19 protein-coding genes are annotated in these 20,854 nt (G+C 59.5%); 3 read left to right on the forward strand and 16 right to left on the reverse strand.

The window, feature by feature from the left end:
* Window positions 1–209 precede the first annotated feature (209 nt).
* From JZX89_RS24620 to JZX89_RS24650, 7 genes are all read right to left on the reverse strand, one after another.
* Window positions 210–1,238, reverse strand: a complete 1,029-nt coding sequence (locus tag JZX89_RS24620) for a trans-3-hydroxy-L-proline dehydratase (protein ID WP_207135625.1) — start codon at window positions 1,236–1,238, stop codon at window positions 210–212.
* 10 nt (window positions 1,239–1,248) lie between these two features.
* Window positions 1,249–2,958 carry a cis-3-hydroxy-L-proline dehydratase gene (lhpI, locus tag JZX89_RS24625; RefSeq protein ID WP_207135626.1) on the reverse strand — a complete coding sequence of 570 codons (1,710 nt, stop codon included), beginning with the start codon at window positions 2,956–2,958 and terminating at the stop codon, window positions 1,249–1,251.
* A gap of 111 nt (window positions 2,959–3,069) precedes the next feature.
* Window positions 3,070–4,311 carry an NAD(P)/FAD-dependent oxidoreductase gene (locus JZX89_RS24630; RefSeq protein ID WP_207135627.1) on the reverse strand — a complete coding sequence of 414 codons (1,242 nt, stop codon included), beginning with the start codon at window positions 4,309–4,311 and terminating at the stop codon, window positions 3,070–3,072.
* The gene (locus tag JZX89_RS24635) at window positions 4,311–5,033 is read right to left on the reverse strand and encodes an amino acid ABC transporter ATP-binding protein (protein ID WP_149901001.1); all 723 of its coding nucleotides are present in this window, start codon (window positions 5,031–5,033) and stop codon (window positions 4,311–4,313) included. Before JZX89_RS24635 ends, JZX89_RS24630 begins: the two co-directional genes overlap by 1 nt.
* Window positions 5,026–5,679: an amino acid ABC transporter permease gene (locus JZX89_RS24640; protein WP_149901000.1), complete on the reverse strand. Its 654-nt coding sequence runs from the start codon at window positions 5,677–5,679 to the stop codon at window positions 5,026–5,028. The genes JZX89_RS24635 and JZX89_RS24640 overlap by 8 nt, the downstream gene beginning before the upstream one ends.
* A gap of 12 nt (window positions 5,680–5,691) precedes the next feature.
* A complete protein-coding gene (locus JZX89_RS24645) occupies window positions 5,692–6,357 on the reverse strand; it encodes an amino acid ABC transporter permease (RefSeq protein ID WP_207135628.1) in 666 nt (221 codons plus the stop codon).
* 72 nt (window positions 6,358–6,429) lie between these two features.
* Window positions 6,430–7,236 (reverse strand): ABC transporter substrate-binding protein, encoded by an 807-nt coding sequence (locus tag JZX89_RS24650; RefSeq protein ID WP_149900998.1) that lies wholly within the window; start codon window positions 7,234–7,236, stop codon window positions 6,430–6,432.
* Between the two features lie 378 nt (window positions 7,237–7,614).
* On the opposite strand from JZX89_RS24650, the gene JZX89_RS24655 reads away from it, so the two are divergent.
* Window positions 7,615–8,652 carry an Ldh family oxidoreductase gene (locus JZX89_RS24655; protein WP_207135629.1) on the forward strand — a complete coding sequence of 346 codons (1,038 nt, stop codon included), beginning with the start codon at window positions 7,615–7,617 and terminating at the stop codon, window positions 8,650–8,652.
* Window positions 8,653–8,722: 70 nt separating this feature from the next.
* On the opposite strand, the gene JZX89_RS24660 is transcribed toward JZX89_RS24655, so the two are convergent.
* From JZX89_RS24660 to ftsZ, 3 genes are all read right to left on the reverse strand, one after another.
* On the reverse strand, window positions 8,723–9,688 hold the full coding sequence (locus tag JZX89_RS24660; RefSeq protein WP_207135630.1) for a dihydrodipicolinate synthase family protein: 966 nt from the start codon (window positions 9,686–9,688) through the stop codon (window positions 8,723–8,725).
* A gap of 109 nt (window positions 9,689–9,797) precedes the next feature.
* The gene (locus JZX89_RS24665) at window positions 9,798–10,496 is read right to left on the reverse strand and encodes a GntR family transcriptional regulator (RefSeq protein ID WP_080843068.1); all 699 of its coding nucleotides are present in this window, start codon (window positions 10,494–10,496) and stop codon (window positions 9,798–9,800) included.
* 290 nt (window positions 10,497–10,786) lie between these two features.
* A complete protein-coding gene (ftsZ, locus tag JZX89_RS24670; protein WP_149900995.1) occupies window positions 10,787–11,749 on the reverse strand; it encodes a cell division protein FtsZ in 963 nt (320 codons plus the stop codon).
* A 375-nt stretch (window positions 11,750–12,124) separates the two neighbouring features.
* Between ftsZ and JZX89_RS24675 the strand changes: the two genes are divergently transcribed.
* A complete protein-coding gene (locus JZX89_RS24675) occupies window positions 12,125–12,568 on the forward strand; it encodes a response regulator (protein ID WP_149900994.1) in 444 nt (147 codons plus the stop codon).
* Between the two features lie 252 nt (window positions 12,569–12,820).
* On the forward strand, window positions 12,821–12,967 hold the full coding sequence (locus JZX89_RS24680; protein ID WP_153516069.1) for a hypothetical protein: 147 nt from the start codon (window positions 12,821–12,823) through the stop codon (window positions 12,965–12,967).
* Window positions 12,968–13,033: 66 nt separating this feature from the next.
* Here JZX89_RS24680 and JZX89_RS24685 read toward each other — a convergent pair whose 3' ends face one another.
* From JZX89_RS24685 to JZX89_RS24710, 6 genes are all read right to left on the reverse strand, one after another.
* A complete protein-coding gene (locus JZX89_RS24685) occupies window positions 13,034–13,180 on the reverse strand; it encodes a DUF1127 domain-containing protein (protein WP_080843067.1) in 147 nt (48 codons plus the stop codon).
* A gap of 219 nt (window positions 13,181–13,399) precedes the next feature.
* Window positions 13,400–14,002: a hypothetical protein gene (locus JZX89_RS24690; RefSeq protein WP_207135631.1), complete on the reverse strand. Its 603-nt coding sequence runs from the start codon at window positions 14,000–14,002 to the stop codon at window positions 13,400–13,402.
* Between the two features lie 137 nt (window positions 14,003–14,139).
* The gene (locus JZX89_RS24695) at window positions 14,140–15,258 is read right to left on the reverse strand and encodes an ABC transporter permease (RefSeq protein ID WP_174375053.1); all 1,119 of its coding nucleotides are present in this window, start codon (window positions 15,256–15,258) and stop codon (window positions 14,140–14,142) included.
* Entirely contained in the window at window positions 15,255–18,032 is a 2,778-nt protein-coding gene (gene rbbA / locus JZX89_RS24700) for a ribosome-associated ATPase/putative transporter RbbA (protein WP_207135632.1), read from the reverse strand. The genes JZX89_RS24695 and rbbA overlap by 4 nt, the downstream gene beginning before the upstream one ends.
* Window positions 18,033–18,043: 11 nt before the next feature.
* Window positions 18,044–19,108 (reverse strand): HlyD family secretion protein, encoded by a 1,065-nt coding sequence (locus tag JZX89_RS24705; RefSeq protein ID WP_207135633.1) that lies wholly within the window; start codon window positions 19,106–19,108, stop codon window positions 18,044–18,046.
* A 367-nt stretch (window positions 19,109–19,475) separates the two neighbouring features.
* Window positions 19,476–20,849: an alpha-glucosidase/alpha-galactosidase gene (locus JZX89_RS24710; protein WP_207135634.1), complete on the reverse strand. Its 1,374-nt coding sequence runs from the start codon at window positions 20,847–20,849 to the stop codon at window positions 19,476–19,478.
* Window positions 20,850–20,854: the final 5 nt, after the last annotated feature.

The following is a 20,854-nucleotide window of genomic DNA, read 5'->3' on the forward strand; positions in this document are numbered from 1 at the left end:
GGGTCCCGGTCTTCCATCCGCCACCGCAGCTGGAACAATAGCACAGCGCGGCGAAGGCAAGTTACAAGGGGGCAAGCGTGCGGTCAATCGCTGGCGTTGCCCCCTCATCCGACCCTTCGGGCCAACTTCTCCCCGGCGGGGAGAAGAAAAATGCCGCACCGCCGCAGCATATCTCAAAATGCCACCTGAGTGAACTGTAACGTCCTTATTTACCTCGCGCCCCAGGTATCCGTCAGCCGATACCCCTCCGGCCACGGATCGGACGGATCGAGCATATGCTGGTGGATGCCGGTGATCCAGCCGCGGCCGGAGATTTCCGGCAGGATGGCCGGGCGGTCGCCGACTGTTGTCGTTCCGAGGATGCGGCCGGTGAAGGTCGAGCCGATCAGCGACACCGCCGTCAGCGTTTCACCTTCCTTCATTTCGCCGCGCGCATGCAGCACCGCCATGCGGGCCGAAAGTGCCGTGCCGGTCGGCGAGCGGTCCACTTTGCCCGGCTGGATGGCGACGGCTGCCCCTGCCCTGAGACCTTCGGCCGTGCGCTCCACCTTGCCGGCAAACAGGCAAAAGGAAAAGTGCCGCCAGTCCGGGTTTTCGGGATGCTCGAAGCCCAGAGCCTTGTTGGCGGCATTGGTGATGCGCACGCCGAGGCGGGCAATCTCATGCGCCTCTTCCGGCTTCAGGCTGAACCCCATCGCTTCGGCATCGACGATGACGAAGCTGTCGCCGCCATAAGCGGTATCTACCTTCAGCGTGCCGAGACCTTCGACCTCGAGTTCGACGTCAAGCTTTGCGGCAAAGCTCGGCAGGTTCTGCACGAAAATGCGCTCGGCCTTGCCGTTGCGGCATTCGGCGCGAACCTTCACCAGTCCGCCGGGAGCTTCCAGAAGCATATGGGTTTCCGGCTCCTGCATCGGCACGATGCCGCCATCCAGAAGCACAGTGGAAACACAGATGGAATTGGAACCGGACATGGGCGGCGTATCTTCCGGCTCCATGATGATGAAGGCGGCATCCGCGTCAGGATGTTTCGGCGGCACCAGCAGATTGACGTGGCGGAACACACCGCCGCGCGGTTCGTTGAGCACGAAGTTGCGCAGCGTCTCATCACGGGCGATGAAACGGCTCTGTTCCCAGATCGTCTCGCCCGGCGGCGGTTTCACCCCACCGACGATCACATCCCCCACTTCACCTTCCGCATGGGCGGAAATCACATGAACTGTCTTGATACTGCGCATTCAGTTCTCCTCAGGAAAGCCAGACAGGAAGGCGGGATACGGCATGGCCGGTCAGCGCGCTTTCGACGCAATCGGCAAGACTGCCGAAGCGGACCGCGCGGCCGCTGAGACCGGGGCCGTAATGGGCGTATTTGCCGGAATTGGTCATCAGCGCGCGCGTCTTCGTCGGGAAGACCGGCTCGGAAATCGAGCACCAGCAAAGATCCGGCAGCACCTGCACGCCGCTGTCCTTCAAGCTTTGCAGCGTGCCGTCCCGCCCGGCCGCATCGATAACCTGCTGGCCGGCAGTGACAATGACGGCGACATCCGGGTGGCGCTTGCGGCCGTTGAACACGGCGGCGAGTGCCCGACATTCCTCCAGCGAGGCGTGCGGGCTGCCGATGGCGACGAGCTGCACCTCTTCCGGCCCCTCGTTCAGAAGCGACCAGCCGGCGGCCATATCGGCGAGCGAAATGGTCACGGTTTCTGCGCTCTCGAGCGGTGCAAATCCCGCTTCCGGCGTCACACCTTCAATATGCAGCATCGGCGCGGCGGAGGTGGTGCCGAAGGCGGCACACAGCGCCTTGAGATCGTCCCGCGACGGCTTTGCGGCCCCGAGACCACGCAGCAGCGGAATGCAATCCGGTGCGGCCTTGCCGGCGAGATAACCCACAAGCGGCCAGAAGGCGTCATCCACGCCCTGCGGCAGCGCCACATCGACAATGCGCTGCGGCCGGCGGTTTTCTTCAAGATACACCCCCGAAAGCGGCGCCCTGCCCGTCATCGCAATGCAGAGATCGAGGAAATCCGGGTGCTTTGCGGTGCGGGCGCCGAGCACCGTATTGGCGAAGATCACCGCATTTGATTCGGCCCAGCCGATCGACTCGCCGGCACCTGGAGCACTGTCCAGCAGGTAAGGTGAACAGGTGAAGGTGGGGCGACAGCCCATGCGCACATAGGCATCCGCCAGCCTTGCGGCCGGATCGCCGAAATCTTCCGGCACGCCCTGCGCCCGCCAGTTGGCCTTATCGACCGAAATGGCGTTCATGGTCGTCGGCACCCGCACCTTGCCGCCCATGTCTGCCATTTTTTCCGCGAAAGTGAGGTTGGCGGGGCTGGCATAGATACAGCCATCAATATGGCCCTGGGTGACATCAACAAGCGCCGACGCGCCCTGCTGCGCTGCCATGGCGACGATGATGCGCATGGCCTGACGCACGGCGACGCCCTCACGCCCTTCCAGCATCGCCTTATCGTCGTCCTTAAGGTCGAGATGAGCCGTCGCCGGCGGAGCGATGGCAAGCGAGACGCCGTCGGCCTTGATGATGTTCTGATCGATGCTGACATGCGCAGCACGCGAGAAGCGGGCGAAATTATCCGCATCGAGACGGACGACCGGCAGGGCCTTGTCGAACATCTCCGCCGCGACAAGCGCGCCGAGCGTCAGAACATCTTCCGCCTCACAGAAGACCAGCGCAGACGGCGCACGGCCGGTGAGGATGAGATCAAGCAGCACACCGGAACCGGTGCAGGAACCGCGGCTGGTTGGCATGAACAGCACGCCGCCGGTGAGACAGACGCCGTGCAGCGGGTGATGCACGTCGATCACCTTGCCGGTGGCGGGATCGACCCCACCCCAGAAGCTCAGCGCCTCGGTCGTGGCAATGACCTTGCCTTCGGCGACACCAGCCAGAATGCTGCGCGCCTCGGGAGCGGTAATTGGCGAAACGGAAGAAGACATCGAAAATCTCCCTGAAGCATTTCCGTCAAAAGTGCGTCGCGGTTTTACGCCCGGAAAATGCGTGAAAAAAAGCTAGAGAATTTTTGCGTTTCGGAGAAAAGCCAAAATTTTCTAGAAACGTTGCGGCGAAAATGCCCTTGTATCGATGGCGGGTTTTTGGCCCGTCAGAAGATCGGCGACGATGCGGGCCGTACCCGCCGATTGCGTCAGCCCCAGATGCCCGTGGCCGAAAGCATAGACCACCCGCGCCGTGTGCCGCGCTTGCCCAATGGCCGGCAGGCTGTCCGGCAGTGAGGGGCGGAAACCCATCCACTGCTTGCCACCTTCGGTTTTCAGGCCAGGCAGGAAACTCTTCGCCTTGGCCAAAAGCGCCTCGGAACGGGCGAAATTTGCCGGAAGCTCCAGCCCGCCAAGTTCCACCGCACCGCCGACGCGGATGCCGCTGCAAAGCCGGGTGACGACGAAACCATGGCCGCCAAACGTCACCTGCGTGCGTAGATCGAAAGCGCCTGGTGGCAGGGTGGTATTATACCCCCGTTCCGTTTCCAGCGGAATTTTTTCCCCGAGCGAACGGGCGATGCGGTGCGAAAAAGCCCCCGCCGCCAGCACCACCTTGCTTGCCTTGCGCGTGCGGCCATCGTTACTCACCACTTCGACGCCGTCTTCCAGCGACCGGAGCGACGCGATATCGAGACGCTCGATACGCCCGCCAATGGCGCGGAAACGGTCCGCCAGCGCCAGCGTATAAAGCTTGGGATCGGCGATGGAGTACCACCCCGGCGTAAACGTGCCGCAGGTAAAACGCGGCGCGATGCCTGGCTGTATCTCGGCCATCTGATCGGCATTGAGATGCCGGAACTCGATGCCGTGGCGCTCGCGCGCTTTCCAGCCGGCCAGCGAACCTTCGAATTCCGCTTCGCTTTCATAGACCTGGAGGTTGCCCTCCTTGCGCAGCATGGTCATCGTATCGGTCTTTTTGAGGAACGGCTCCAGCTCGGCTCTGGAAAGATCCATCAGCGCCGTCTGGGCGGCGGTGGAGTGCTCCACCTTCGAGGCGGCGCAGGCCCGCCAGAACCGGAACATCCACGGCGCGATCTTCAGCGCATAGGCCGGCGGCACGCTCAGCGGCCCGAGCGGATCGAGCAGCCATTTTGGCGCTTTCCACAGAATGCCCGGCGATGCGAGCGGCAGAATATCGGTGAAGGCGAAAGCGCCGGCATTGCCGGCCGAAGCACCCGCCGCCGGTCCCTCGCGGTCGATGACGGTGACCGAGAGACCACGGCCCTGCGCGGCGATTGCCGCCGAGAGGCCGACGACGCCGGCCCCTATGACGATGACATCATGTGCAGGCATTACCGCACGCTCGCCAGGAACTTCTGGGTTTCGGCATGCTGCGGCGCGCCGAACAACTGGTCGGGCGTGCCGATTTCCGCCATCACGCCCTGATGGAAGAAGGCGACGCGGTTCGAGACATCACGGGCAAAAGCCATTTCGTGGGTGACGCAGATCATCGTCATGCCCTCATCCGCCAGCATCTTCAGCGTGTCGAGCACTTCGCCCACCAGCATCGGGTCGAGTGCGGAGGTGACTTCGTCGAACAGCATATATTCCGGCGACATGGCGAGCGCACGCGCAATCGCCATTCGCTGCTGCTGGCCGCCCGACATGCGGTTCGGATAGACCTTCAGCTTTTCGGCAAGGCCCACATGGGTCAATTGCTTGACCGCGATTTCCTCTGCCTGTTCCTTGGAAATGCCAAGCACCTTGCGCGGCGCCAGCATGACGTTTTCCAGCACCGTCAGATGCGGAAAGGCGTTCCATTGCTGGAAGACGATGCCGACCTTGCGGCGCAGCTTGTTGAGGTCGGTCGATTTGGCATGCACTTCCGTGCCGTCAATGGTGATCTTGCCGCTGTCGATCGGCTCGAGGCCGTTGATGCAGGTCAGCAACGTCGATTTGCCGGAGCCGGAACCACCGATGATGGTGACGACCTCGCCATTGTTGACGGTGAGGTTGATCCCTTTCAGAACCTCCAGCGGGCCGAAGGATTTGCGGACGTTTTCGATCTCAATCATTGGGGGACCACCGTCTTTCGAGATACCCGCCGAGGCGGGCGATGGGGAAGCTGATAAGGAAGTAGATGGCGCCGCAGATCATCAGAATGGTCAGCGGTTCCTGCAGGCGGGTGACGAGGATCTGCGAGGCGCGCAGAAGCTCAATGAGGCCGAGCCACAGCACCAGTGCGGAATCCTTCATGACGCCGAGCGTCAGGCCGATCCACGAGGGCAGCGACACGCGGGTGGCGAGCGGCAGCACGATGTAGCGCATGTCCTGCGACCACGTCATGCCGAGCGACCGGCAGGCGCGGCGCGTGTTGGACGGCACGGCATCGATGCCGCCGCGCACGATCTCGGTGCAATAGGCTGCCGTATAAAGCGATAGCACCACGCAGGATGTGGTGAAGGGCGGCCAGCCGAGCTTGGCGATCGACTGGAAAGCGTTGCCGAGCACCAGCTGGATGAGCAGCGGTACGGAGCGAAAAATATCCAGCACGAAGGTCAGCGGCAGGGACCAGTAGGCCCCGAGCTGGAAGCGGATAACACCGAAGATGATCCCCATGATGGTGCCTGCCGTGACGGCGACGGCGGTGACGGCAAGCGTCATCCCCGCACCCTTGGCAAGGAAGGCGAGATCACTCCAGGTGAGAGCGGTTTCAAACATGGCGCACCTCTCTCAGTAACGGAACAGACGCCAGGCCAGCATTCTGGCGGCGAGCGTGACGATCTTGGCGATCACGTAATAGATGACCGCGGCGAACGCGAAGAATTCGAAGGTGCGGAACGAGCGCGCATTAAGCGCCTGCGTGACACCGGCGAGATCCGTATTCATGCCGACCGTAACACCAAGCGAGGTCATGAGGATCGCCCAGACCATCTGGTTGGTGGCCGGCAGAAAGGCGACGCGCAGCATCTGCGGCATGATGATGAGACGGAAGGTCTGCATCGAGGTCATGCCGAGCGAACGGCCCGACCGCGTCTGCGTATCGGGAATCGCCTTCAGCGCACCGCGGAAATTTTCCGCCAGATAACCGGCATTATTGAAGGCGATGCCGGCCAGAAGTGCTGTGAAGGGGCTGAGATGAATGCCGAAATTGCCGAGACCGAAATGGGCCATGTAAATCTGGAACAGCGCCGGCGTGTTGCGGGCGATTTCCACCCAGACAGAGGCGATGGCACCCAGAATTCGATTGCCGGAGAGCCGGAACAGCGTCAGCAGAATGGCGAAGGCTAGGCCGATCGCCATCGACAGAAGGGCGATCTGCAGCGTCACCACCGCGCCGTCCAGAAGCTGCGGCAAAGCCTTCAGCGCCTGATTCCATTGGAATGTATAGTTGAACATTAAGCGTCCCGCCTTTTCAGAAACGGTCAACGGCGCGATCATTTTGACCGCGCCGTTTACGAAAAGTCCTGATCAGCGATAAACGCCGTTGACGGTGAGCGAGGGAACTTCGCCGCCAACCCATTTTTCATAGAGTTCGGCGTAACGGCCGGTGCGAACCTGCTGGTTGATGAAGAGGTTCAGGTAGTTGATGAGACCATATTCATCGCGGTTGGTGAAGAGCGCGACGTAATCGATGTCATAGGGAGCCTTGCCGACGACCGAAATGCCTTTGAACTTACCGCCCTTGACGTTGGACTGTGCAACCGTCGAGGTGGAAACCGTGGCGTCGATCTGGCCCTGGCTGAGCGCGAGGAAAACATCGGCCTGCGTCTGGTAAGGACGGAACTCGCCGGTTCCCCACTCCTTGACCGACTTTTCAAGCGCGATGGCTTCGAATGTGCCGGCGGTTGCACCGACCGTCTTGCCCTTCATGTCCTCGAAGGACTTGATGCCCGACTTGTCGTTGGCGGTAACAGCCATTTCGAAAGCGAAGTAAGGCACGGTCATCCCGACCGTCTTGGCGCGCTCGAGCGTGTCGGAAGTAGAAGCAACGCCGACATCGACGCGGCCCGACATCAGTGCCGGAATACGCTCGGGGAACGGCGTCTCAACGATTTCAGCCGTGACGCCGAGCGCCTTGGCGAGATCGTTGCAATAATCGACGTCGAACCCAACAGGGTTGTTTGCGTCGTCACGCGCACCCATCGGCGGGAAATCGAGCACGACAGCGCAACGCAGCGTGCCGGAGGAAATGATGTCGTCGAGCTTGTCGGCCTTGGCCGGCGTAATAACGGAAGTGGCGGCCAGGAGGCCGGCGATGATGACCGATTTTTTCATTGTTGATTTGCTCCCACAATTGGTCTGCCCGTTGAAGGCGCGGTCACTATTTCCCTATGGGGCCGATAAATCAACATAAAAATACAACTAGTATACAAAAAGAATTTTGCAGTTGCGAACAATCGGGATTTGCCGCACGGCGGCGGTGCCGGGTTACGGCGGAAAGACTCTTTTCAGCCCAAGGACTTGAGCCGGCGCAGCGGCTTCAGCCCACTCGGGAATGTGGAGGAAGAGGAGACCGTCACGAAAAGGGAAAACTATGTATCTTGAAAGCGGATTTACGCTTTCTAGCGCTTCACCGAAAAGACGAGTTGCAATAGAACCGCCTTTGCATACTTTATGTATTCAAGATGTGCGAGCCGATATCGGAGGATCATGATGAGCGACGCCACCACCCTGACCATTGATGCGCTTTCAAAGCGGGTTGAAGAAATTTTCCGCAAGGCGGGGCTGAATGAGGTGCAGTCGGGAGCGCTTGCCCGCGTCATCACCGCCGGTGAACGCGACGCCTGCAAATCGCACGGTATCTACCGCATCGAAGGCGCGCTGCGCACCGTCAAGGCCGGCAAGGTGAAGCCGGACGCGATCCCTGATGTGGCTGAGGACGACGGCACGGCGATCGTCAAAGTCAACGCCAATGGCGGCTTTGCCAATCCCGCCTTCGAACTGGGCCTGCCGGTTCTGGTGGAGCGGGCGAAACGTTCGGGCATCGCCGCGCTCGTCATCAATGACTGCACGCATTTCTCGGCGCTCTGGCCGGAGGTCGAGGGGCTGACATCGAATGGTCTCGCTGGACTGGTGATGTGCCCGAGCTACTCCACCGTTGCCCCCACGGGCGGCAGCAAGCCGCTGCTTGGCACCAATCCTTTCGCTTTCGGCTGGCCGCGCAAGGATACTTCACCTTATGTCTTCGATTTCGCCACGTCGGTTGCGGCGCGCGGCGAAATCGAACTGCACCGGCGCGCAGGCAAATCCCTGCCCGAAGGATGGGCGCTGGACTCCGAAGGCAAGCCGACGACCGACCCGGAAGCCGCCCTTGCCGGTTCCATGCTGCCTTTCGGCGGCCACAAGGGATCGGCGATCGGCACCATGATCGAACTGCTCGCCGGCATCATGATCGGCGACCTGACCAGCCCCGAAGCGCTGGAATTTCTCGGCACGACAACACTTGCGCCGACCCATGGTGAATTGATCGTCGCGTTTTCTCCGGAAGCCTTCGCCAAGGGCCGCCCCGGCGATCCTTTCCAACGGGCCGAAATCCTGTTTGACGCCATCATCGGCCAGGGCGCCCGCCTGCCCTCCGGCCGCCGCTTTGCGGCGCGTGCCAAATCCGAGAGCGAAGGCATTGCACTTTCCGCCGCTGAAATGGCCGGGCTCGACCGGCTGCTGGAACAAGGGCTGGACGCGGTCTCCTGACCGCGTTTGGATATGGAAATAAAAAAAGGCCCGCAAATGCGGGCCTTTTTTATTTTATCACTGCAGTTAATCACGCAGCCTTGCAGGTCTGCACCGCGCCCGGAAGCCTGCTCCAGTCGGCATACCAGCTGTTGAACAGCTTGAACTGAGCCTCGACATAACCGCGCTGGCTGTCCGTCAGGGCATCGGTCTCGTTGAAGTGCAGCGTGTATTCCTTGTCGCCCTTCAGCACCATCATGTGCTTGAAATAGAGAACCAGATCCGGGCCTTCGTCGAAGGAGGACAGCACGGCAAGCGCCTGCTCCAGTTCCAGCGCGCGGACGCGGGCATCCGCATCGCCCTTGGCGGCGGCCTGCGACAGCTTGCACATGTGAATGACTTCCTTCGGCAAAACATTGCCGATGCCGGTGATGGCACCGGTTGCGCCGCAGTTGACGAAGCCGTGGAAAACGGCGGTATCGACGCCGATCATCAGGGTCACGTCGTCATCACGGCTGGTGATGTTTTCAGCCGCATAACGCATATCAGCCGGACCGCCGAATTCCTTGAAACCGACGAGGTTCTTGTGCTCGGCACGCAGCGCGAAGAAGAGATCGGCGCGGGTGGCGAAACCGTAATAGGGGCTGTTGTAGATGACAGCCGGAATTTCAGGAGCGGCCGAGAGAATGGCCTTGAAGTGCGCCTTCTGGGCCGCGATGACCGAACCGCGAGACAGGACGCGAGGGATGACCATCAGGCCCTTGGCGCCAACCTTCTGGGCGTGCGCGGCATGCGCCACGGCGGACGCCGTGTTGACCGCACCGGTGCCGACGATAACAGGAATGCCGGCCTTGACCAGACGCTCCACGCCTTCCATGCGCTGCTCATCGGTGAGGAGCGGCCAGTCGCCCATGGAACCGCAATAGACGACGGCCGACATGCCATCGGCGATCAGTTCCTTGCCCTTGCGCACAAGCGCATCAAAATCGGGGGTGCGATCTTCCTTGCAGGGGGTCATCAAGGCGGGAATCACGCCGGAAAAAATGCTGGCCGTCATTGTTAGCTCCTAAGGCACATGGTTCTCAGGAATGGACGCAGCTATGCGCCACCCTTTCAACAAGGACATTACTATCTTGTATTTTATTTGTCGACAAGAAATCGACAAGCTACAGATTTATTTCCAGCCGCTCATTGCGCACCAGCAATTTCTGCACCTGCTGCACGATCTGTTCGGCATGTTCACGCGCCAGTTTTTCCGAAAGGGCGATATCCCGCGCGGCGATGGCAGCAATCATTGCGTCATGGTCATGGACGAAACGCTTCGGCAGACGGTCCTCATAGGACTGGTAGTAAAGCCGCAGAATGCGCCGCCCTTCATCCAGCAGGCGCTTGAACAGACTGGTGAAATAGGGGTTTCTGCCTGCCTCGGCGATGGAAAGGTGAAGGGCTGCATTGGTGGAAATCATTGCCAGCGCATTCTGCTCTTCCACCGCAATGGCGAATTCCGCATTGTGGGCGCGGATTCCCGCCAGATCCTCCGGGCGATGATATTGCGCCGCAAGCTGGGTGGTGACCCGGTACATCAGCACCAGCGCATCGAAATAGGTGTGCATGTTGAGAAAATCGATATTCGACACCATGGTCGAGCGGTTCGGCAACGTATCGATCAGCCCCTCGCCCGAAAGTCGCACCAGCGCCTCACGAATGGGTGTGCGCGACATCTTGAATCGTTCGGCAAGCTGCACCTCATCGATGGGGCTTCCCGGCGGCAGGACCAGATCGAGAATCTCGTCGCGCAGCAGATCATAGACCATCTTTACGCCGGAGCCGCGCTTGCGCTCGGCAGATGCAATTATATCCGTCATAGCCAAATCCTTCTTGTCGACATAAAGAGTACTATTATCTTTTTTGGTTATCAACGACGCGTTGCAACCCCGCCTCCCCGAATGGCGGAATAATTGTTCAAAAACAACAAAAAGCCGTCACGAAAATTACCCGCGACGGCTTTGATCGTTCAATTTGTGGCGTGACGCTGTTTATAAGGTGTCACCGCTAAAGACGGGCGATTTATCTGGGAAGCGAGGAGCGCGCCGCTTGTTTCTTCTCCCCGCCGGGGAGAAGAAATACGCGGCAGCGCCGCGCCTCAAGCGAAACCTCAGTTGCGCAGGCCGGTGGCCACGACGGAGATCTTGAAAGCACCGTCCAGTGTGGGATCGAAGGAAGCGCCCATCACCACATCGGTCTCCTCGCTGACCGCCTCGCGCACCAGCGTCATCGCCTCATCGATCTCGTAAAGCGTCAGATCATTGCCGCCGGAGATGGCCACCAGCGCTCCGCGCGCTTCTTTCAGCGACGGTTCGCCGAGCAGCGGGTTGGCGATGGCGGCGGCGGCCGCTTCCGAGGCGCGCTTTTCACCCTTAGCCTGTGCCGTGCCCATCAGCGCCCGGCCGCCATTTTTCATGACGTAGCGCACATCGGCGAAATCGAGATTGACCAGACCCTCGCGCAGAATGAGATCGGTGATGCAGCGCACGCCGAGCGACAGGACCTTGTCGGCCGTCTTCAGCGCATTCTCGAAGGTGGTGCCGGCATCAGCGATGCGCAACAGGTTCTGGTTGGGAATGACGATGACGGTATCGGCCGTGTTGAGCAGATTGGCAAAGCCGTATTCGGCAGCCCGCATGCGGCGCGCGCCCTCGAAGCTGAACGGCAGGGTAACGACGCCAACGGTGAGGATGTTCTTTGCCCGGCAGGCTTCCGCAATCACCGGGGCAGCACCGGTGCCGGTACCGCCGCCCATGCCGGCGGTGATGAAACACATGTCGTAACCGCTCAGGTGATCCATGATCTCATCGAGTGAATCGATCGCCGCCTGCCGGCCGACTTCCGGATCTGCCCCTGCACCAAGTCCGCCGGTCAGTTCGGAACTGAGCTGCACCATCCGCGGCGCATTGGTTTTCTTCAGCGCCTGCGCGTCCGTATTGGCTGCGATGAAATCGACCCCGCTAATGCCCTCGGCAATCATGTTGTTGATCGCATTTCCGCCACCGCCGCCAACGCCGACGACAGCGATATTGGGGGTATTGCGGGCGATGGGAGCGCGCGGAGACTGGGTCATCGTCTTATTCTCTTTCTGAACTCATAGGGTCGAGCGCCATTTTGACCGCGGCACGCGAATGATCGGCAAGGTTCCAGCCTTCTCTTCTGGCGTGTGAAGGAAGCTGTAACGCTTTGAATTTGCATATAGGCCCTCGGCCGATTGCGGCAAAAGGACCCTTACTCCAGGGGCGAAAGATGCGCGTCGGCGACGTTCCCCCACCCTGTCCCCGGATGAAAACCGAACCGAATCAACTGCTTCGCTCTTCACCGGTGATAGCCGAAAAGCCATGCCGTTTACACTCCATTCACCATCTTTATCTCACTTTGGAACGAGTTGCCCCGACAGGTGTTTGCTTGCCGACAGCGCTTAAGCGCACAGAATGGAGGCAGAGATATGATGGCAGACGTCTTGCAAAGCGAAACGGGTTTCCAATTGGAACAGCCGCGCGTGCTGATCGTGGAAGACGAATTCCTCATCGCCATGGATATCGAGGATTCCATTCTGCAGGCGGAAGAAGAAGCCAGTGTCATCGGCATCGCCAACCGGCTGGATGAGGCCGTGGCGCTCGGCAGCCGCGCCGATATCGCCTTCGTCGACGTCAACCTTGCCGATGGCCAGACCGGCCCCGAGATCGGCAGGAGGCTCTCGCAGGATCATGGCGTGGTGGTGATCTTCATGACGGCGAACCCGGAAGTGGTCGTTAATCTCGGCATCGGCGCCGGCGTGATTGCCAAACCCGTGCCACAGGACGCGGTGGAACAGTGCCTCTCCTACGCGCTTGCCAAACGGGCCGGCACGCACGCGGTCACGCCCATCGGCATGATGGCTTTCGACTGAGGCAATTTCTGGAAAAAAAGCTGAAAACAGAAAAGCCTGCCGCGGGAGGAGGTGCGGCAGGCTTCTGAAAAGATGAACAGCGATATGGGAGGAGGAAACCGCTGTCCCGGGGCAATCCTTGGGAGGAGGAGTGGATCGCCCGCATTACCAAAAGGATGTGGGAGGAGGTACATCCGTTTCGATGATTTGAAGATAGCATTTTTCTGCGCATTTCACAGGCATAAGCTTGCAGTACAGATATGCGTTTGATGCATGGCGAATTTCACGCCGTGGGATATCGATGCCACAGCTTCACGTCTTGCCGCATCATCTGCACAAAAGGAACCGCAGACTGAGTATTTCACGCAGTCGGGAAAAACCTCGTTGCAGGCGCCAAAAGGCGGCGACGAAATTGAATGAGCCGCCAAAACAAAAACGCCCGCGAAGCGGGCGTTTGGGCATTAAGACACGACAATATCGTCTTGATTATTTGCCGATGGCGGCGCGGGCAACGCTGGTGATCTGGCTGCGGTCGAGACCGAGATCGTGCAGTTCACGGGTGCTCATGCGGCCCAGTTCGTTGATGGTCTGACGATATTTGCGCCAATTGTTAAAGCTGCGTGCTACGTTCATGACATGACCCTTTCTTAAGGTTTAGGTGACGTCAGCAACGTTTTCGTTCCGGCGTCGTTTGATGCCCTCTATATGCGCTTTTCCATGCCCAATGAACAGGCAGAATAAGGCAATCCACCCATGCGCTGCACGCAAGGGTTCCCGTTGACGGTTTGCAGGAAAATGGAAACGTGACTGAAATTCAGCCGGTTCGGGGAGGCGTGCGCCTTCGCTGTCGTCTCAAAACTTGTAGCGAACACCGAATACATTGGCGTTTGTGGCGCCTTTCATATTGCCCAAAGTTTTGCCACCGCCGGAACGGTGGTGAAGACGCCAGAAGAATTCCGTCGAGGAATCCTCGCTGAAGGAGACGTTGATTTCCGGCCCCAGATAAAACAGGACATTGGCATTACCATCGTCCTTGATTTCCTGCTCGCGCTCGCGGCCCGGCTGCGCATCCGTGACAAGGCTGAGGCCGGCGGTAAAGCTCGGCGTGATGAACAGCCGCTCGCCAAGCCTGATCTGCTCATAACGAGCGACCGGACCTGCCCAGACCTCACCGGTGAAGCCTTTGCCAAATCTGGCGGCTATGCCGATCTCGCCGCCTATTTTTACATTGCCGATGCGGTAGGGATAAAACTGGTAGCCGCCCCCGATAGTGGCGTTTCTTTCATATTCCACGGGAATGAGCGCCGCACTTTTCAGCATGTCTTCTTTCGTCATGGCGCCAGCGAAACCGAATATCGCCTCGTTCGTCTCCGAGGTCATATCTTCAGACGCGAAAGATGAAGTCGCGGCCAGTGCGATCATGGCCGTCAAAGACAGACGTGCTGCAATATTCATTATGCTACTCCTGAACAAAGCCCGCTTTTACCCAGCCGTCCTCATAGGCATATTCCCGCAAGGCGAACATACCGTTACCGAACACAATTAATTCAACTTGTCCGGAAACGGTCGAAAAACGGCGGGTTTCCCTCACCTCAGCGCAGAAAACGCCGGAAGCGGCGAAGCGCAAAGACGAAGAGCGCGCAGCCGATGGCGAGCAGCGCCAGCAATTGCGGCCACACCACATCCAGCCCCGCGCCCCTGAAAAGCACCGATTGCGCCAGGATAACGAAATGGGTGTTGGGCGCGAGAAGCATGAGATACTGGATGATATCTGGCATGCTTTCGCGCGGCGTCATGGCGCCGGAAAGCACCTGCAACGGCAGCAGGAACAGGATCAGCAACATGCCGAATTGCGGCATGGACCCGGCAACCGTTGCGAGGAATATGCCCATCGACGTCATAGCGAAGAGCTGCAGGGCGGTTCCAAGCAGAAAGAGCAAGAGCGAGCCTTCGATGGGAATGGCAAGCAGACCCCTGACAACGACAAAGAGGGAAAATGCCGAGGCCACCAGCACGACAAGGCCCATGGACCAGACCTTGCTGAGCATGATTTCCAACGGCGTGACCGGCATGACCAGCAGATGCTCCACCGTACCATGCTCACGCTCGCGAATGAGCGCAGCCCCCGTCAGCACGATCGACAGCATGGTGATGGCGGTGATGATGTTGTTGATCGAACCGAACCAGGATTTGTCCAGTTCCGGGTTGAAGCGAGAGCGCAGTGTCAAATCCACCGGCACCGAAGTCACACCGCGATAGCGGTTCATATATTCCTGAACTTCGCTCGTCACGATGGTCTGCACATAACCGCCGCCGCTGAAAGCCTGGCTCATGCGGGTGGCGTCGATATTGAGCTGGATCGCGGGTTGCTGGCCTGCCATCAGCCGGCGCTGGAAATCCGGCGGAATATTGAGCGCGAAGGTATCGAGCCCGGCATCCATGCGCTTGTCCATTTCCGCAATCGAAATCTGCTTCGGCGGTGCGAAATAGGGCGGATAAAACGCCGTGCTGATGCGGCCGGAAAGCGGCGACTGATCCTCATCGACAATGGCGATGGCGGCATTGTTGAGCGTTTCCGGCAATGCGCTGGAGCCGGTGTATATCTGCAGCGTGAAGGCATAGGCGATGAGCAGCAACAGCATGCCGTCACGCGCCAGACCGCGCAGTTCCTTGATGCCGAGCTGGAAGATGTTGGACGAAAACAACCTCATGACGCCTGTTTCCTCAAAAGCGCGGCACCGGCGATGAGAAGCAGCGGGATGGCGATGATGAGCGGCAGGAACGAGCCGGAAAGCCCGGCGAAATCCAGCCCCTTTGAGAAAGTGCCGCGCGAAATGGTCATGAAATAGGTGGCGGGATAGATGTTGCCGATAAAGGCCCCCGCCCCCTGCAGCGACGAAACCGGATCGATCATGCCCGAATATTGCGTGGCTGGAATAAGCGTCAGCAAGGCCGTGCCGAAGATCGCCGCGATCTGGCTCTTCATGAAGGAAGACATGACGAGACCGATGGACGTGGCGATGATGACAAACAGCAAAGCACCCGTTGCGTAAGCAAGATAACTGCCGGTAAACGGCACCTGGAAGATGAAGATCGCAAATGCCGTCAAAAGCAGGAAGTTGAGCATGCCAAGCGCAACATATGGAAGCTGCTTGCCGATCAGGAATTCCAGCCGCGTGGTCGGCGTCACGTAAAGATTGACGATGGAGCCGAGCTCCTTTTCCCGGACGACGCTGAGTGCCGAGAGCATGGCCGGTATGAGCATCAGCAGCAGCGGAATGACCGCCGGCACCATGGCGACGAGGCTTTTGACATCGGGATTGTAACGATAGCGCGTTTCGATGCTGAAACTGCTTTGCGTCGCCGCGCTGCCGTAGATTTCGCTCGCCTTGCGCGCCAGCCATGTCTGATGCATGCCCTGCACGTAACCGCGCACGGTCTCCGCCCGCTGCGGCATGGCGCCATCGATCCATGCGCCAACCTCCACCGTCTTGCCGCGTAAGATATCGCGGCCGAAACCGGGTGGGATTTCAATGGCAAGGCTGAGTTCGCCGTCGCGCATCCGCCTGTCCATATCGGCATAATCGCGGATCGGTTCTTTCTCGATGAAATAACGCGAACCGGCTATGTCGAGCACATAATCGCGGCTGATGGTGGAATCGTCACGGTCCAACACCGCGAAGGACAGATCCTCGACATCGAGATTGATACCGTATCCGATCACGAACATCAGGATGACGCTGCCGAGAACCGCCAACGTGCCGCGAATGGGATCTCGTTGCAGTTCCAGCGCCTCTCGGCGGGTATAGCTGAACATGCGCCGGACATCGAAAAAACGTTTGCGGGCAGGTGTTGCGTGTTGCGTCACGGGCACGTCTGCTACCGCGGCAGGCGCTGTCGCGGGTTCCGCCTTTTTGACACCGGAGGCATCCTCGAGATAGGCGACAAAAGCCTCTTCCAGCGTCGCGGCATCGCGGCTTTTGGTAATCGCGTCGGGCGTATCGCTGATCAGCACCTTGCCGGCATGCATCAGCGAAATACGGTCGCAGCGCTCCGCTTCATTCATGAAATGGGTGGAGATGAAGATGGTGACATTGTCGTTACGCGACAGATCGGCGAGGATTTGCCAGAAGCCGTCCCGCGCCACCGGGTCGACACCCGAAGTCGGCTCATCGAGGATGAGAATATCAGGCGAATGGATCATCGCCACGGCCAGCGACAGCCTTTGGCGGATGCCAAGCGGCAGGTCGTCAGGCATGGTTTCCATGACCGCACCCAGATCGAAACGCTCGGCCATCTCGGCAATACGCGGTTGAATGGTTTCTTCCGGCAGCTTGAACAGCCGTGCGTGCAGATCGAGGTTCTGGCGCACCGTCAGCTCGGAATAGAGCGAGAACGCCTGGCTCATGTAACCGACGCGGTGGCGGATCGCCATGTCGCTGGCATCCACCTTGTGCCCGAACAGCTTCGCTTCGCCTTCGCTGGCGGCCAGCAGCCCGGTCAGCATCTTCATGGTGGTGGATTTTCCGCAGCCATTCGAGCCGAGGAAGCCGAAAATCTCGCCGCGCGGAATTTTGAAACTGACATTGTCGACGGCGGTGAAATTGCCGAAGCGCATGCTGAGATGCGACGCCTCAATGGCATAGTCACCATCATCCGCCACCTTGCGTGGCGCAATATGCACCTCGTGATAATCCTTGCGCTTTTCTTCCGGAAGAAGCGCAATGAACGCGGCATCGAGATTGGCGGTCGAGGTGCGTTCGAGAAGTTCGCCGGGGGAGCCGGTAGCGAGGATTTTACCGCCATCCATGGCCACCAGCCAGTCGAAACCGGCGGCCTCTTCCATATAGGCCGTCGCGACGATCACACTCATACCCGGACGCCCGGCACGGATCGTATCGATCAATTCCCAGAATTGCCGGCGCGACAGGGGATCGACACCGGTTGTCGGCTCATCCAGAATGAGCAGGTCCGGATCATGGATCAGCGCGCAGCAGAGACCAAGTTTCTGCTTCATGCCGCCGGAAAGCTTCATGGCCGGGCGGTCAGTGAAAGGCTCCAGACCGGTGCTCTTGAGCAATTCGGCAATACGCGCCTGCCGCTCCCTGCTGCCCTGCCCGAACAGCCTGCCGAAGAAATCAATATTCTCGAAGACGGACAGGGTCGGATAGAGGTTCTTGCCGAGGCCCTGCGGCATATAGGCAATGCGCGGGCAAGTATCCTCGCGGTGGCGCGGATCGGACATATCGCCGCCCAGAACCTCCACTTTTCCCTTTTGTATGGCACGTGCGCCGGAGATGAGCGAAAGCAGACTGGATTTGCCGACACCATCCGGCCCGATCAGCCCGATCATCCGGCCGGCGGGAATCTCCACCGATATATCAGCCAGCGCTGCGGTGCTGCCAAAGGTCAACCGCACATCCACTAGTCGCGCAACCGGCCCATTCGGATCGTTTTTACTGTTCGTCGCGGAAGGCGTGCCCATGGCGCCCACCCTCACTTGACGAGATTGCGTTCGAGATTTTCCGGCCAGGCGGCCTGCGGATCAAGCCGGACATAGGCCATGCCGGGCAAGCCGGTTTTGACATATTGAATATATTTCTGCAGCAGCTCCTGCGGAATTTGCGCCCGCACCCGGAATGTCAGCTTCTGGCGCTCTTCTTCGGTCTCAACCGTTTTGGGCGTGAATTGCGCGACATCGGCGACGAAGGACACCTTGGCCGGAATGGTGTATTGCGGCGCCGCGTCGAGGATCAGGCGGACATCGGAGCCCATGGACGTGCGGCCGGCTTCGGCTGTGGGCAGGAAAAACGTCATATAGACATCGCCGAGATCGACGAGGTTGAGAACCCGCCCACCGGCGGAGAGCACTTCTCCCGGCTGGGCGATACGATATTGCACACGACCGTCGCGGGGCGATTTCAGCGTCGCATCGGCAATGTCCGTCTCAATGCTCTCGATATCGGCCTGCGCCGCATCGACAGCCGCTTCGGCATCGACAATCTGCGCCTTGGCGGCGTTGATTGCAGCATCGGAAGCAGCGAGAGAGGCCTGCGCCGAGGCAAGTGTGGCGCGGGCGGATTGTTCGGCGGCTTCGCTGTCGTCGACGATCTGCTGCGACACGGCGTTGCCGGTCAGCAGCTGTTTCGAGCGTGTATTGGTCTTGGAGGCGGAATCGAGTTGCGCCTTGCGCTGTTCCACCACCGCCTGGGCGGAGGTTTTTTCCGCTTCCCGCTGGGCAACGAGGCTGTTGGCGGTATCGATCGCAATTTTCGCACGGCGAAGCTGCGCTTCCGCCTGACGTTTCCTGGCTTCCAGCTGGGCCGTGTCCATCTGCGCAAGCACTTGCCCGGCCTTCACGAAATCGCCTTCGCGCACCATGATATCCTGAAGGCGGCCCGCGGTTTTGGTGGAGATGTCGATTTCAACAGCCTCGATCCGGCCGTTACTGGCCACAAAGCCGGCGGGAAGTCCCTCCCCCTTCAGGTTTGACCAGGAGAAATAGGCGACACCGGCAATAACCAGAACCACCAGACCAATGAGCAAGCCTTTTTTAGACATCCGTCTTCCCCATGAACCCTTCAGGTTTCAACCGTAATACGTAAAAACCGAAGAAGCCAGCCACCATCGCGTTCATAATTCGAACCTGATATTTCCCATATTCAACGGGAGAAAGTCCGGTTCTGGAGCCTGTTTAGGTGAGGAATCGCGGAGAGACTTTGACACATGTCAATCGAACGAAGGGCAAAAGCCCACTTCGTCATGCTCGGGCCTGTCCCGAGCATCTGCTAGCCAACAGTTTTTTTCAACGTGTTTGGATCCTCGGGACGAGCCCGAGGATGACGTTTAAATCTGTAGCGGACGGCCAACTGGCAAACGCCACCCGAGGTGCAGTGCGCCAGCCTGCCTAAACGCAGCCGTAGCGTTCTTATACCGCCCGCGCCCGCTTCACTTCCACCTGGGTCCATTCCGGCAGCCAGTCGCGATGCGCCACGAGAAGATCGTCGACCAGCGACCATATCTGGTCGAGGTCCAGTTCCGCCGCCGTATGCGGGTCCATCATCGCCGCGTGGAAGATGTGCTCGCGGTTTTCGGTCATCAGCGCCCGCACAGTCAGTTCCTGTACATTGATGTTGGTGCGCATCAGCGCGGTGAGCTGCGGTGGTAATTCGCCGATGAAGGTCGGCTGCACGCCGTTATGGTCGACAAGGCAGGGCACTTCCGCCGCGCAATTGGCCGGCAGCGAAGTGATGCACCCATTGTTGCGCTGGTTGCCGTAGATGACGGAGGGTTCGCCGGTCCAGACGGAATTAATGATGGAGGAAGCATATTCCTTGGATGGCTTGACCTCGATCTTGTCAGCCGAACGATAAGCGGCGGCCTGGCCCTTCCAGCGCTCGATCTGCTCGATGCAGCGCTTGGGATATTCATCGAGCGGAATGCCGAATTTCTCGATCAGGTCCTCGCGGCCTTCCTTGATGAAGTAGGGCGTATATTCGGCGAAGTGTTCGGAACTTTCCGTGACGAAATAACCGAGCCTCGTCAGCATTTCATAACGAACCTTGTTGGGGCAGCGCGGGTTCCAGCCGGGTTTTGGCGCACGGCCTTCGCGGTAGCCGCGCACGAGATCGGGATAAAGGTTCCTGTAGCTGCCGTCGGGCTGGCGATGCTCGAATTCGAGGAAAAACGCCATGTGATTGATGCCGGCCGAACGATAGCGAATCTCTTCGTAAGGGATATCGAGATCATGGGCGAGCTCCATGGCCGTGCCCTGCACGGAATGGCAAAGGCCCACCTGGCGGATCGTCGGGTATTTTTCCGCAATCGCCCAGGTGTTGATCGCCATGGGGTTCACATATTGCAGCATGATGGCGTTGGGGCAGACGGCCAGAATGTCCTCGCAGATTTTCCACAGATGCGGCACGGTGCGAAGACCGCGCATGATGCCACCGACACCCAGCGTATCGGCAATCGTTTGGCGCAGGCCATATTTGCGCGGCACCTCGAAATCGGTGACCGTGCAGGGCTCGTAGCCGCCGATCTGGAAAGCGACGACGACGAAATCGGCACCGGCAAGCGCCTTTTTCTGGTCGGTAAAAGTCTCTGCCTTCGCCTTTGCGCCCAATGTCGAAATCAGCTTGTTGACGACGATGGCGCTTTCTTCCAGCCTTTCACGATTGATATCCATCAGCGCGATGGTGGCGCCCGAAAGGGCGGGACGCTGCAGCACGTCACCGATGATGTTCTTCATGAACACCGTGGAACCTGCGCCGATAAATGTGATCTTGGGATTTCTTGCCATGTCTA

The organism is Agrobacterium burrii, from assembly GCF_017313405.1.
GTDB lineage: Bacteria > Pseudomonadota > Alphaproteobacteria > Rhizobiales > Rhizobiaceae > Agrobacterium > Agrobacterium burrii.